General features: G+C 32.5%; 12 protein-coding genes. 8 read left to right on the forward strand and 4 right to left on the reverse strand.

Features of this window, described 5'->3' with window-relative positions:
- Positions 1 to 6: 6 nt before the first annotated feature.
- The 4 genes from AOY20_RS09985 to tssH are packed head-to-tail and all read right to left on the reverse strand — an operon-like array spanning position 7 to position 5,989.
- Positions 7 to 807 (reverse strand): DotU family type IV/VI secretion system protein, encoded by an 801-nt coding sequence (locus tag AOY20_RS09985; protein WP_054581716.1) that lies wholly within the window; start codon positions 805 to 807, stop codon positions 7 to 9.
- 10 nt (positions 808 to 817) lie between these two features.
- The gene (gene tssK / locus AOY20_RS09990) at positions 818 to 2,182 is read right to left on the reverse strand and encodes a type VI secretion system baseplate subunit TssK (protein WP_054581717.1); all 1,365 of its coding nucleotides are present in this window, start codon (positions 2,180 to 2,182) and stop codon (positions 818 to 820) included.
- A 5-nt stretch (positions 2,183 to 2,187) separates the two neighbouring features.
- The gene (gene tssA, locus AOY20_RS09995) at positions 2,188 to 3,303 is read right to left on the reverse strand and encodes a type VI secretion system protein TssA (RefSeq protein ID WP_054581718.1); all 1,116 of its coding nucleotides are present in this window, start codon (positions 3,301 to 3,303) and stop codon (positions 2,188 to 2,190) included.
- Positions 3,304 to 3,316: 13 nt separating this feature from the next.
- On the reverse strand, positions 3,317 to 5,989 hold the full coding sequence (gene tssH / locus AOY20_RS10000; protein WP_144424774.1) for a type VI secretion system ATPase TssH: 2,673 nt from the start codon (positions 5,987 to 5,989) through the stop codon (positions 3,317 to 3,319).
- 384 nt (positions 5,990 to 6,373) lie between these two features.
- Between tssH and AOY20_RS10005 the strand changes: the two genes are divergently transcribed.
- From AOY20_RS10005 to AOY20_RS10040, 8 genes are all read left to right on the forward strand, one after another.
- Positions 6,374 to 7,033, forward strand: coding sequence for a hypothetical protein (locus AOY20_RS10005; protein WP_054581720.1), 660 nt, complete (start codon positions 6,374 to 6,376; stop codon positions 7,031 to 7,033).
- A 17-nt stretch (positions 7,034 to 7,050) separates the two neighbouring features.
- Positions 7,051 to 7,560 carry a type VI secretion system contractile sheath small subunit gene (tssB, locus tag AOY20_RS10010; protein WP_054581721.1) on the forward strand — a complete coding sequence of 170 codons (510 nt, stop codon included), beginning with the start codon at positions 7,051 to 7,053 and terminating at the stop codon, positions 7,558 to 7,560.
- Positions 7,553 to 9,040 (forward strand): type VI secretion system contractile sheath large subunit, encoded by a 1,488-nt coding sequence (tssC, locus tag AOY20_RS10015; RefSeq protein ID WP_054581722.1) that lies wholly within the window; start codon positions 7,553 to 7,555, stop codon positions 9,038 to 9,040. The genes tssB and tssC overlap by 8 nt, the downstream gene beginning before the upstream one ends.
- 45 nt (positions 9,041 to 9,085) lie before the next feature.
- On the forward strand, positions 9,086 to 9,589 hold the full coding sequence (locus AOY20_RS10020; RefSeq protein WP_054581723.1) for an Hcp family type VI secretion system effector: 504 nt from the start codon (positions 9,086 to 9,088) through the stop codon (positions 9,587 to 9,589).
- A 71-nt stretch (positions 9,590 to 9,660) separates the two neighbouring features.
- On the forward strand, positions 9,661 to 10,134 hold the full coding sequence (gene tssE / locus AOY20_RS10025; RefSeq protein WP_054581724.1) for a type VI secretion system baseplate subunit TssE: 474 nt from the start codon (positions 9,661 to 9,663) through the stop codon (positions 10,132 to 10,134).
- Between the two features lie 15 nt (positions 10,135 to 10,149).
- Positions 10,150 to 11,958, forward strand: a complete 1,809-nt coding sequence (gene tssF / locus AOY20_RS10030; protein WP_054581725.1) for a type VI secretion system baseplate subunit TssF — start codon at positions 10,150 to 10,152, stop codon at positions 11,956 to 11,958.
- Entirely contained in the window at positions 11,922 to 12,905 is a 984-nt protein-coding gene (tssG, locus tag AOY20_RS10035) for a type VI secretion system baseplate subunit TssG (protein WP_054581726.1), read from the forward strand. The genes tssF and tssG overlap by 37 nt, the downstream gene beginning before the upstream one ends.
- 6 nt (positions 12,906 to 12,911) lie before the next feature.
- Positions 12,912 to 14,315 (forward strand): hypothetical protein, encoded by a 1,404-nt coding sequence (locus tag AOY20_RS10040; protein WP_144424775.1) that lies wholly within the window; start codon positions 12,912 to 12,914, stop codon positions 14,313 to 14,315.
- Positions 14,316 to 14,330: the final 15 nt, after the last annotated feature.

Here is a 14,330-nt window from a genome sequence, read left to right on the forward strand (position 1 = left end):
CTTACTTTATGGGAGATGAATTGTAATATTTGCTTGTTCTGTTGGTGCACTAATAATGTTTGAATAATTTGCTAAAGATGATTTAGCTTCATGCTTCAAAGCAAGATTAAGCCCCGTAAATGTTAAAAGTGCAAAGATAATGAGACATAAAAAAATCCACACAAATGGTAAGTCTGTGTGTAATACATTTTTAATTTTATCTGGAATAGCCCAAAATGGAGAAAAAGCAGTTTTTTTACCTTTGAGATAATCAATTTCATCACCAACACGTGCGACCAAATGATTCAGTGATTCAACTGATTCAAGACGATATTTACCTTGATAGCCTAAAAGTAGGCAATAATGAAATACTTCTAATGATGCAAGATTCACTTTTCCTTTTGCACGTAAATCTTCTAATTTATCAAAAAAGTGATTACCAGCTAGTTGAGAACCAAATAAACTCAATTGAAGCGGATTTAGTAACCATGTGTTTTGTAAGTTGAAAAATTTCTCATTGCTTTGAATTGCGATGGTTTCATCAAGTAAAGCACAGTATGCATATTTTGAATTTTTAATATCTTCAGGTGTAAAGTGAAGTTTTTGTGCTTGATGTTCAAAGCGACTCAGTAAATCTAAGATTTTTTCTCTAAAATTGATTGGGTTTTGAGGCACGTATTGGTTTTTTAATAAGAAAACAATATAAAAACCATCGTAAAGCAAATCAATCAAATTGCTAGAGTTTACAATTTTAGGCTGATTAATTGTGTTATTACTACCAATTTGACCATCATCAAATAGAGAAGGAGCTTTATTTTGTTGATTCATTTTTTAATTCCTATCCATTTACAATTGCTATAAGTTCTAAGCGAATATCTTTAAAGCCAGATGGTATATAAATACAGATTGATTCTGATTCAAGCATTGCATGATAAAGTTCATGCTGTGCTTCAATTTCGAAATAGCTAACACCTGAGCGAACAGGAATAGCAGAAGGAACTTGAGCAAGATGATGAATAGGGACTGCAGGTAATGCAGCAACCACGCGTTTTTCAACATCAACTGTGCTACCAACTTTAAAGCGTAATGGAACAATTGGAATAAGCTCATGAGTTGGCATTGCATCGCTAGAAACAGCAAGATATAAACGTGATTCACGATTAATTTTATCTGTTTCAAGACCACCAACCCAATATGATGGACGAATTTCTTTCAGTGGAATTGTGATGTATCGATTTGAAATAATTGTATCTAATAAATCACGAAGTATTTGGTCTAAAGACTCAAATGATTTCTGTAAATCATGATGATCATAAGTCGGTAATTGATCAATTTCATATGCTGTTGAAAATGTCAGTAAAGATCCTGTTACGCGCAATAATTCAGAGAATAAACGTTCAGGATGTATTTGAGGGTGTTTTGCAATATGATGTAACATTGCATGTGCAGTATTTAGAGAGTTCACTAGCCAAAAAGAAACGATATCGCCTGAACGGAATTCAATTAAATTTTGTTCACTTTCACGGCTATTTTTTTGAATTGTTTTAATTTTTGCTTTAATGATATTGAGTGTACGTTTAAGATTATTTGTTAAAGTTTCAGACGACTCAATATGTAAAAGTGGTGGAATAAATTTATGGTCAATTTCAAAATTACCAGAACTTTGACGTTTAATTTTCCCTACTGGTAAATATAAAAAACCATCCAATTCATGATTTGGTTGCTCATGAATTTCTAAAAGTTTAAATTCAGCACGTCTTCTTAGTAATGTAATGTCTGCTGAGGAAGCATCTGTAAATAAATCATGTGTTTCAATTAAATATGAGTGATAGCGACTTGGTTGGGTATTCTCATCATGAGACACATTACGTTTATTGGGTTGTAAAATTGGTAATGCTAGATAAATCAGCATTTCATTACGCAAATTTAAGTTATCAAGCTGAATCGGTTCTGGTAATAAATCTTGTGCTGGTGCCGAAAAAATTTCTCCATCTTGCCATAATACAGTACCTTGTTCGAGAGCAAGCACATGTAATGAAAGCTGAGATTCATCAAAACGAATATTTTGAACCCCATATGCAAAAGGAATCGTTGCACGAATTGTTTGATTTAAACGTTGCTCATGATACATATCTTGCACTTGAAAGTGTTGAGGGCGTAAAAATAAGCCTTCACCCCATAAAATTTTCTCAGCTTTAAACATTTTTATTACCAGTTATTTGATTCATTAGATTCTTGTTTCACACCAAGCAGTTCTTGGACATTCTCAAGTGGATTATCATTTTTAATGACTTGTGATAACCACTCATGAAGCGGCATTTGGCTCCATTTAATTGTTTTTTCCAACATGTAACTGACAGGGCTATGTGGTTCATTTTCTTTAAAATATTGAGCTATTTGCTCTAAAACAACTAAAGCTTGCTCACGATTTTGAATGTGACTTTGAGGAGACACATTAAAAGAATATTGGCTTTGATTTATCATATTAGGTGCCATATCTTGTGAGGATGTATTTGTAACTGAAGGTTCTTGTGAGGAACTTACCTCTTGGTTTAGATTTTGTTGAGGTAAAATCGTATCAATTTTATAGATTTTTTTTAATGAAGTGCGAATATCGGTTAATTGAGAATCAATACTCGCGAAACTTGGGGCTTCAAGTCCCATTAACATGTCTAAAACTTGTTTAATACTTTCCCAATGTGTAAAAATTTTTTCAAAATCTTGATAGTTGTTAAGTTGAAAATTTTTACTTGTTGCAGAAATTGCTTGATCAAATTCATCCATTATATTTGATTTTTCATGAAAATCAGAGTCTTCACTAGACTTACGTAATGTATTTTGTTGATAAAGTCGTCTTTCGTATTCTGAAAGAGAATAGAATGGTTGTGCTGTAGTTAATGGAACTTTTTTAATAAGGGCGGGGAGTTGAGTAATCAATCCTTGAAGTAGTCCAAGACGTTGATCAAGATCATCATCCTCAATGATAGGATGAATAGTTAACCAATATTGTTCTAGAATTCTATGTGAAAGTTCTAGGCCCTTTTCAATGCCTTGAAAACCATAAAGATTTGCCCATGCTTCGGTAGCCCAAGTTAATAAGCGAATATCTTTAGTTTTAGTTCGTAGTAGTTCAGAAGACTTTTTAGCGACAAAAGACCAATCAGCTTGTTTGGGTTCAGTGACCCAATCACCCTGATCTAATAAAGGATCATCTTGGGTTTTAGCCTGCTTTATTTCATGAAATTCATTAGAAAAAGATAAATCTTCTCCACATTGTTGAATATCGGAAATAGGTTGTAAAAAATCTTCGACTACAATATTCACATTAAACCTCAAATTATTCTGTTACCGGTACATCTTTTTTCGGTTTTTTCTTAGGTGTTTTTTTTACAGGATCTAATTGGTAAATGATCTCATCATCTTGAGTATCAATCACAATAAGTTTTGGTAATTTTTGGTTACTTAATGCGACTAAAATTTCAGTTGCAAGCGCAGGTAAAACAGATGAACTTAAAATATTGTCGACATTACGTGCACCACTATCAACTTCAGTACAACGACTGAGTAATAATTCAACTAAGTTATCACTATACTCTACTTTTGTATTGTATTGTTTTTCTAGACGCATCGTAATTTTGTTTAATTTATGCTTGATGATACGCACAAGTAAGTCATCATGTAAAGGAAAGTAAGGGACAACGCGCATACGACCTAAAAAAGCAGGTTTAAATTGTTTATATAAACTTGGTTTTAATACATCGATAAGATCTTCCGCTGAAGGCCATTCTTCTACTGGTTGGTTTAAACAAGCTTGCATAATTGCACTTGAACCAGCATTTGATGTAAGTAAGATCGTGGTGTTTTTGAAGTCAATCATACGACCTTCACCATCTTCTAACATGCCTTTATCAAAAACTTGGTAGAATAATTCTTGAACATCGCTATGTGCTTTTTCAATTTCATCTAAAAGTACTACACTGTATGGATTACGTCTAACAGCTTCAGTTAAAACACCACCTTGTCCGTAACCCACATAACCAGGAGGAGCTCCTTTAAGTGAGGATACGGTATGTGCTTCTTGATATTCAGACATGTTGATTGTGATGAGATGTGATTCTCCACCATAAAGCTCATTTGCAAGTGCATAAGCAGTTTCAGTTTTACCTACACCACTCGGACCAACAAGCATAAATACACCTTGTGGTTTATTTGGGTCTTCAAGTTTAGCTTTGGATGTTTTAATACCTTGTACAAGTTGATGAAGTGCATAGTCTTGACCCATTACACGTTCTTCAAGTTTAGTTTCTAAGTTAAGTATTTGCTTAATCTCATCCGTCATCATTTTTCCAACAGGAATGCCTGTCCAGTCAGAAATAATTTCATTGATGATTTGAGAATTTACACGTTCAAAAACAAGAGGGGTATGACCTTGTATTGCAGATAATTCCTGACGCAATTTATTTACTTTTGAATTAATATCATCATTTTGATCTTGTGATAATAATTCAGAAATTTGTGTGACAAGGGCTAATTCTTTTTGCCATTGTTCTTTTGTTTTCTCGATTTCTTGCTCTAGATCACTGATAGTCGTTTTTAAAATTTCAAGACGTTCATGATGTATCTGACTTTGACGATGTTCATCCTCTAAAATCTGAAGTTCAAGATTAAGATTGTGTAATTGTGCAATTAATTGATCAAGCTTTACAGGTTGTGCATTTTGAGTCAGTGCAACACGTGCAGCAGCAGTGTCTAAGACACTGACAGCTTTGTCTGGAAGTTGGCGACCACTAATATAACGATGTGATGAATGGACAGCTGTCACAATTGCCTCATCATCGATTTGTAAATTAAAATGATTTGCCATAACTGGAATCATAGCGCGAAGCATATCAATAGCAACTTCTTCAGTTGGTTCTTCAACTTTAACAACTTGAAAGCGACGGCTTAAAGCAGCATCTTTTTCAAAATATTGTTTATATTCAGCCCACGTTGTGGCTGCAATTGTTCTTAATTCACCACGTGCTAGTGCAGGTTTTAGTAAGTTTGCCGCATCATTCTGTCCTGCTTGTCCGCCTGCACCAATCATAGTATGTGCTTCATCTATGAATAAAATAATTGGGTGAGGTGAGCTTTGGACTTCTTTAATTACTTGTTTTAAACGGTTTTCAAATTCACCTTTTACACTTGCCCCTGCTTGAAGAAGTCCCATATCAAGTGAGTGTAATTGTACATTTTTTAAGGCATCTGGTACTAAATTATCTGCAATTTTAAGTGCTAAGCCTTCAACAACAGCAGTTTTACCAACACCGGGTTCACCAGTTAAAATAGGGTTGTTTTGGCGACGACGCATTAAAATATCAAGCATTAAGCGAATTTCATGTTCACGTCCAATAACGGGATCAATTTTTCCAGCTAAAGCTTTTTCAGTTAAGTTAATTGTATATTGATCTAAAGCAGGTGTTTTAATTTGAGAAGATGACTCTTGCTCGATAACTTCTTCATTAGAATGTTTTTCTGTTACTTCTAAGGTTTCAGCTTCTTCACTATTTTCACAAATTTCAAGAAACTTATGCTTCATCGTATCAATTGGAAATAACTCAAATAAACTAGAAGCTCGAACGGCAATTTGGTAAAGATCAGGAGCAGTTAATAATGCAACAAGTAAATGACCACTCCGTATAACTGGATTTTTGTCGGCAGATGCAAGTAACCAAGCTTGTTCTAATAAACGAACAATCGATTTAGAAAAAATAGGAGTACGAGCATTTCCTTTTTGCAATTGGGAAATTGTTTCACTTAAGTCATCAATAAGTGCATCTTTTGAAATTTTATATTTCCCCAATAGAATAGTGAAATCATTTTTAGTATTTTTGTTTAAAATTTCTAAAAAAAAGTGTTCAATTTCAATTTCATAGTTTTGATTTGAGATACATGAATTTGCCGATTTTTCAAGCGCTGTACGAGTGGTATTGGACAGCTTTTTAACTAAAACTTTTAAATTGTTCATTATTTTTCTCAGACGATGTATTGATCATTTTTTAAATAAAATTTTTAAAATGATCAAGTTTATAGCATAAAATTAATGTTATTTATTGCTACATGTTGGATTTTTCAAAAAATATAGGAATTATTCTACAAAAAAAAACTAAAATTTGGAACTAGAAAAACAAGTAAAAACTAATATTTTTGAAATATTTTGATAGAAAATAATTATTAAATTTTAGTACAACAAAATTAAAATTGTGTTTAAATATTGAGAAGTAGTTGCCATACTGTGTATTTTTATTGTTTAATTATACTCAAATGTATTTAAAAAGTTTTTTGTGATTGAATTTGTTCAATAAAAAGTAAAGAGAACATAATTCATCATAATAATGAGAAAAATGAGGTTGCTTTGAAAAAAATATTTATTGTTTTTGCTATTTTGGGAGGGGTACTTTCTACTCAGTCAATTTTGGCTAGTGATAAGACTCTTTCAAGAAGTTGTTTGAAAAGTAATCCGTTGGCTGTGGGTGAGACGGATGCAAACTTAATTGAAATTTATGATGCTTACTGTGATAAGAAAAATAAAGATGTGAAATATTCTTATTTGGCTAAAGCAGCTCAAAGATTTCAACAATTAGGTAAAAACTGGAAAGCACTTCAACTGGTGAATGAGCTTGAGTCTTTAAATTTAAGAGGGAATACGATTACTGATGTCAAATTTCTTGCTTCTGCAAATTTAGCAAATGAAGCATTAAATCAAATGCGTACAACTGAAAATCGTTATTTAACTACAGATATTACATATCCAACTGCAAAAGTTTTATCTGAGAATATAAATTCAGCAAAATCAACCATTATTTTGCAGTTAGAAAAGCCTGTTAAAAAGCCAAATTCTGGAAGTACGACTGGGCGAACTACAGGTGGTGGTAAAGGGACTGGGAAAGGAAAGGTTGGGACTAGCAATAAAGGTAATACTGGTTCTGTAACTCAAGGGACTTCAAATAGTGGGAAGATAAATCCATCACCTGCTCCTACGAGTGGCAATCCTTTTGATTTTACAAATAGATAGAATAACAGGGTAATATAATGGCTAAAAGAGAAAGCGTTCAAAAGAAATTACAAAGAATTCGTCCACCTCGTGTGCAATTGACATATGACGTTGAAGTCGGTGATGCGAAAGAGGTCAAGGAGCTTCCTTTTGTTGTAGGTGTTTTAGGTGATTTTTCTGCGGGTTCTAAATTAGAAAAAGCAAAATTAAAAGATAAAAAATTCGTTAATGTTGATTTGGAAAATATTGATGAAGTGATGGAGTCTTTAGCACCAGGAGCATCTTTTCAAGTGCAGAATACCTTAACTGAAGAGGGTGGTCGAATGGGGGTGGATTTAACATTTAACTCAATGGAAGATTTTAGACCAGAGAATGTTGTCCAGCAAGTTGAGCCACTTAAAAAATTGGTTGAAGCACGTGAGCGTTTAACTGATCTTAGAAATAAAATTTCAAACAGTGAACGTTTAGAAGATCTATTGGATGATGTTTTAAAAAGCACAGAACAAATTCGTCAATTAAGTAAAGAGGCGGGTGTTGATAATGAGTAATTTACAAGCATCAGAAGCATCATCGAATGCAACAACACAAGAAGAATATAACTTACTAGATTCTATTGTTGAACAAAGCCGTATTGCTCGAAATGATGAAGAACATGTACGAGCGAAAAGTTTAATAGGTGAATTAGCTAAAGAAGTTATGGCTGGAACAATTACTGTTTCAGACAATATGACACTTTCTTTAGATAAACGTATTGCTGAAATTGATGAACTAATTTCAACTCAGTTAAGTAAAATTATGCACCATGAAGAATTTCAAAAAGTTGAGTCTACGTGGCGTGGTTTATATTATTTTTGTCAAGAAACACCATCGAATCCTTTAATTAAGATTCGTATGTTTAATACAACCAAAAAAGAATTAATTAAAGATTTTCAAAGTGCTACTGATTTCGATCAAAGTACTTTATTTAAAAAGATTTATGAAGAAGAATACGGCTCATTTGGTGGTGCACCATATGCAACATTAATTGGTGATTTTGAGTTTGATCGTACTCCTTCTGATATGTACTTACTTGAACAAATTTCACATGTCGCAGCAGCTTCTCATGCTCCATTTATCTCAGCAGCTGATCCAAATATCTTAGGTTTAGAATCATTTACAGATATTGATCGTCCACGTGATGTTGCTAAGATTTTCGAAACAGCAGAATACGTACAGTGGCGTTCATTCCGTGAAAGTGAAGATTCACGTTATGTTGGTTTAACAATGCCTCGAGTATTGGGGCGTCTACCGTATCATCCTAAAGAAGGCACTCAAACTGAAGGTTTTAACTTCGTTGAGGAAGTTTCAGGTGAAAACCATAATGAATATTTATGGATGAATGCTGCATATGCATTTGGCACACGTATGACGAATGCATTTGATATGCATGGTTGGTGTGCAGCAATTCGCGGTGTTGAGGGTGGTGGTATGGTTGAAGGTTTGCCTGTTCACACATTTAAGACAAGTGATGGTGAAGTAGCATTTAAATGTCCAACTGAAATTGCTATTACAGATCGACGTGAGAAAGAGCTTAGCGATTTAGGTTTTATTCCACTCGTCCATTGTAAAAATACAGATTATGCTGCATTTTTTGGTGCACAATCGACACAAAAGCCTAAAAAATATAATACAGATTCAGCGAATGCTAATGCAGCTCTATCAAGTCAAATTCAATACATTATGGCGGTTTCAAGAATTGCACATTATTTGAAAGCAATGATGCGTGATAAGGTTGGTAGTTTTGCCTCAGCTGGAAATGTAGAAGCATTTTTAAACGAATGGTTAGCTCAATATGTCTTATTAGATGATGGAGCTTCTCAAGAGGCTAAAGCGCAGTTCCCACTGCGTGAAGCTTCGGTAAAAGTTGTAGAAAACCCAGCTGCGCCTGGACACTACAAATCTGTGGTCTTTTTAAGACCGCATTTCCAGCTGGATGAGTTGTCTGTTTCTTTACGACTTGTCACTGAGTTACCTCAATCTTCGAATTAACTTAGAACAGCTAAATAATAAACTTAATAATATTAGGATAAGACAATGAAAGACATTTATGTCGAATTTCGTGGTAAATATAAAGTTGATGGTGAGTCTCGTGATACCGAGCATAAAGGTTGGATCGAAGTAAATTCTTGGGCGCATAACATCCGCCAACCAAAATCAGCAACTTCTTCAAGTGTTGGTGGTCACACAGCAGAACGTGTTGAACACTCTGACATGGTTTTTGTTAAAGACTTAGATGCAACTAGCCCTAAACTTTGGGAGGCTTGTTCAGCTGGTTATACTTTTGATGAAGTTCAAATCGATTACTATCGTGCGAATGGTGACAAACGTATTAAGTATCTACAAATTAAATTGAAACATGTTTTAGTTTCAAGCGTAACTCCAACAGTTAATGCTGAAGGTGTTCCAACTGAATCATTCGGTCTTAAATATGCTGCTGTAGAGTGGACATATAATCAACAAGACATCGATGGTACAGCAAAAGGCGCTGTTACTAAGAAATGGTCACTTTCAAATAATACAGCTTCATACGCTGCATAATTTTGAAGTGAATTTCAGAATAGAGGGTGATTTTATCATCCTCTATTTTTAGTCATTAAAAAGATATAAAAATGAATTTAGATCACTTATATCCATATGGATTTAGATCTACGCTATTTGATCGTTTAGTACCAGAAAATGAGCAAATTAATGGATTAACTGTTCAGGAGTTAAGGAACTCTGTTGCTCGAGATTTGGAGGAACTTCTAAATAGCAGAATGATTAATTTGAATCATATTATTGATGATTATCCATTAGCTAAACGCTCTATCGTACAGTTTGGTATTATTGATTTTGTTGGATTATCGACTGCTAATCCATTAGATCGTGCGAAAATTTGTCATTCGATTGAACAATCAATATCAGCGCACGAACCTAGATTGAAACAAGTAAAAGTAGAAATGTTATTAGATGGTCATAATATGGGGGCATTGTGTCTATCTATTCAAGCGTATTTAAATTTACATCCTCTATATGAACCTGTCGTTTTTGATGCATTACTAAAACCAGCAACTCAACAATATGTTATCTCTGCTAGATCATAGGGTTGGAGAAAAAGAATGATTGAAGAGCTTTTGCCATTTTATGAGAAACAGTTACAAGAGTTTGGGGTACAATCTCGTGAATTTGCGCAAAAATATCCTAAAATTGCACAAAGATTATCGTTAAACCAAGAGCAGATTGATGATCCTCATATTGAGCGCTTAATTCAATCATTTTCTTTAATTGCAGCGAAAATAGATAAAAAATTAGCTGATAGTTATGATGTTTTTACACGTGCACTATTTGAGGTTATGTTTCCTCAATATTTGAAACATTTCCCATCGTGTACGATTGTTAGTTTTGAAGATATTAATAAGCAAAAGCAGCTTTTAAATAAGCACATTATTCCGAAAGAAACGTATTTAAAATCTAGAAGTTTTAAAGGCATTCAATGTATTTTTAAGACAAGTTCAGAAGTTGCACTATTACCAATTCAATTAAATGATGTATCTTTTAAAACTAATCCTAGTTCATTGATGCATTTAAATAAAAATGCAACGTTGAGCTTTAAATTTGAAATTTTTAATCATGCTCAAAAATGGTTAAAGGTTGAAAAGTTACCTATATATTTGGATGCGATCGCAAATTTTCCATTACAAGTTCTAGATAGTATTTTTAAAGAAGAGAGTAGTTTTAGTCTTGTTGTAAATCATCAAAAAATTAATATTAAAAATCCATTCTATGTGAAGGGTTTTGATGAGTCTGAGTCTTTGTTACCGCGTGATAATCATACTCATCATGCTTATAGATTGCTGATTGAGTATTTTTGTTTTCCTGAAAAGTTTAATTATCTAGATTTGGATTTAGGTTTTTTAAAACACTTGAAAGATCAACAAACTGAATTTGAATTGCAGATTCACTTGAAATTGAATTTGAATGATCAATCTGTTATTCGTAACTATTCCGAATTAAATACTGCGAACTTTAAGCTTTTTACATCACCGGCTGTTAATTTATTTGAAAAGAAAGCTGAACCACAAAAAATTAATCATAAGCAATTAGAATATCCACTTGTGACAGATGCACATCATCCTGAGTTTTTTCAAGTCTATTCAATTTTAGAAATGAATATGATTCGTGAAAAAAATGAAGAAAATCAAGTTTCTTATCCAGTAGTTCCTTTTTTTGCCATGAGCCATTATTATGGTGAAGATGTTAAATTTTTCTATGCTTTAAATCCGATATTGTATAAAAGTAAATATATTGATACAGGCTATACAATCATTTCTAAGAATTTAGAGCCTCATCAGTTAAAATCAGATTTTATTAGCACTAATTTGCTTTGTTCTAATGGGGATTTACCTCATGAAGCATTAAGTATTACAAATAATGTTTTAAGTTTAAATGATACAACTATTGCTCGTCGTGCACTTGTCTTAAAAAGACCAACGGTACCAGCATTTTTTGAACAAAATAAAAAAGAGCAGTGGCGGATTATTTCTCATTTATCTTTAAATGCTCTAGCATTGATGAATGACGATGCAATTAGTCATATCAAAGAGTTATTAGAACTTTATAATTTAACAAAAGTTAAAGAAAATCATTTAGTCATAGACTCAATTAAAGATATTAAATTTGATTTAACGCATAAAATGGTTGATGCAAAACCATTTCCAATGTTTATAAGAGGACTTAAAGTCTATATTAAAATTAATCCTCAAGTATTTAGAGGACATAGTTTATACACTTTTAGTACATTACTTAGCCGTGTTTTTAACTTAAAAGTTCAGATGAATAGCTTTGTTGATGTGTCTATTATTGATTCACAAACTGATGAGGAGGTTTACCAATGCGTGCAGAACGTTGGTGGAAAGAAGCTTCTGTAATAGATGATCTAGCTCAGCATCCTCAAAGTTATGAGTTTATTCAGTCTGTACGATTGTTAAGACATGCACCATCAGCAGTTGCTAAAATGAAGTGGCATGAGGACTTTCTATTTGAAAGTTCTTTCAATTTAAACTTTCCAATTTCAGAAATTGAGTCACTTGAGATTGGAGAAAAAAAGAATTCCATTACTAATTTAATTACTGGATTAACTGGAATACAAGGTGTCTTACCCTACGTTTATACAAATAAGGTACGATTACTTTCAAGACAACAAAAGCAAGAAATTAAAGATTTTATAAATTTATTTAATCACAAATTAGTTGCTCAGTATGTAGAGTCCAGTCTTTCATATAATTTGCCAGTTTTATATGAAATTAGTTCTGAAAATTATTATTTAAAGTTTTTACATTCCTTAAATGGTTATGTTTCTGAACATCATAATGATCATGATTTAGATGATTATTTTGCTGAGTTTGCTGGTTTGATGCAAGGGCAAAATAATAATGCTCATGCGGTTAGAACAATTCTTAATTCAATTTTTTCACAAAAAATTGAAATAGAAGAGTTTGTTGAAGAAAAATTTCATTTAGATAATTCACAACGTACAAGCTTAGGAAGTGGAAGTTCTTTACTTGGTGTAAATACATTTTGTGGAACAACGATTAAGCAAATTAATGGGAAAATAAACTTAAAAATTGGACCATTAAAAACGAAAGATTATTTAAATTTTTTACCACATCAAAAAGAAAGCATAAAACTAAAACGAATTTTACAAAAGTGGTGTGATCCAACTTTAGTGATTGATGTATGTTTAATTTTAGATAAAAGTGAAATTAATGCTTGTCAGTTAAGTTCAAATGCAAAAGTTGGTTTGGCACAAGGAGCATTTCTTTTGCCTAAAAAGAAAAAGCATAACGAAGAAACACGTTATACATTGATGGGATAGATGACGATGCTAAAAGTAACACTCGGAACACTAACAACTATCTTTTGCATTGTCGCTTTAATTGTTGTGTTTTATTGGCGCGATATTGGCTTTGAACCATCTTCAAAAGATTTAGCCATATTTTTTATTGCACTGCCCATTTTATTGACTGTTTGTATTTTATCGCCATTATATATTATGAAATGGCTTGAGCATCGTAAAATTAAAGCAGAAGAAGCTCAAGAGCAAGCAATTCAAGAGGAAAGTGGTGTAACACCTATTCCAGAAATAGATCCTACATGTATTGAACTTCAAATATACTCAAGTCATTGTATTCATACATTTGGGGAAGATGCAGAAATCAAACAGGCTATTCAAGAATTTTCTGGTCCTGAATTAGATCAAAATTTAACGAATCAATATGGATTGCCTATTGTCTCATACAGAATTCAGGATTTAGAATTAATTGATGTAGATGAAGATATTTATGCTTCAGAATTACAGCAAAGATTATTATCTTTGATTAAAGGGCAGTTTGATTACTATTATTCAGAAATTATTTCAATTATAGAGCATATTAAGAAGTCGACACTTTTCTATGATCGTCAACTTGCGTATGAGTATAAAATACATCCAGCTTGGATTAATCCGAATAATCAATCTATGGTTGAGGATGTTGAAGAAGAAGTATTAGAAGAGGTAACCAAACTTTCTTATTTTAACATTCATATCATTTTGTCTGAATCACATGTACATAGCTTTGATGAGGTGATGACAAAGGAATTACTTGAAGAAGAGTTATTTAATTTAGGTATTCTTCGTCAGCAAGTACGAGTTTATTTTCACTATTGGGATCAAAAATTAGCTTATCAAAATTGGCTGGAACAATTAAAAGCTTCAGCTAAAATTGAGGATGAAATTTGTTGTTTTATTGTTGTGGATTCTGATATTAACCAAGAAATATTGGATGAAAAATCATATATTAGAGAAAACTATATTCCTTCAGAGTTTGCATGTAGTTGTTTGGTTGGATCATCTAAATTAATAGTAGAAGATCTTGTGCCTGATAAATTAGTTTATATTATTGAAAATGAAAAAAGTTTAAAAAATAGCTTAAGCTTATTAAAACTTGAAGAATCATCTCAATTTGAATCAGAACAACCATTTGTAATGATATTGGATTCAATTGAAGGTGCAAAAGTTTCAAAACAACTTAATCAATTTTTTAGTGAAACCTTAATTGAGACACAGCATTTTTTATTAATTAAACAGAGTTTAGGGCATACACAAACATTATCTGATGTTTGGGGAAGTATTTTAGGTATGCAAACTTCTGAAGATAAATTTAGCTTAGTATTTGGTCTTAAATATCCGCAAATACAATTATTTATTTTGCCAAAAGAGTTGGAAAACTCTTTGGCACCAAATTAAGAATTTAAAGAAAAT

It is taken from the genome of Acinetobacter equi (assembly GCF_001307195.1).
Lineage (GTDB): Bacteria > Pseudomonadota > Gammaproteobacteria > Pseudomonadales > Moraxellaceae > Acinetobacter > Acinetobacter equi.

Bases quoted from the DNA above. Each gene is read 5' to 3' on its own strand.
- AOY20_RS09985 (WP_054581716.1), bottom strand. From the start codon at position 807: ATGAATCAACAAAATAAAGCTCCTTCTCTATTTGATGATGGTCAAATT.
- tssK (WP_054581717.1), bottom strand. From the start codon at position 2,182: ATGTTTAAAGCTGAGAAAATTTTATGGGGTGAAGGCTTATTTTTACGC.
- tssB (WP_054581721.1), top strand. From the start codon at position 7,051: ATGGCTAAAAGAGAAAGCGTTCAAAAGAAATTACAAAGAATTCGTCCA.
- tssC (WP_054581722.1), top strand. From the start codon at position 7,553: ATGAGTAATTTACAAGCATCAGAAGCATCATCGAATGCAACAACACAA.
- AOY20_RS10020 (WP_054581723.1), top strand. From the start codon at position 9,086: ATGAAAGACATTTATGTCGAATTTCGTGGTAAATATAAAGTTGATGGT.
- tssE (WP_054581724.1), top strand. From the start codon at position 9,661: ATGAATTTAGATCACTTATATCCATATGGATTTAGATCTACGCTATTT.
- tssF (WP_054581725.1), top strand. From the start codon at position 10,150: ATGATTGAAGAGCTTTTGCCATTTTATGAGAAACAGTTACAAGAGTTT.
- tssG (WP_054581726.1), top strand. From the start codon at position 11,922: ATGCGTGCAGAACGTTGGTGGAAAGAAGCTTCTGTAATAGATGATCTA.
- AOY20_RS10040 (WP_144424775.1), top strand. From the start codon at position 12,912: ATGCTAAAAGTAACACTCGGAACACTAACAACTATCTTTTGCATTGTC.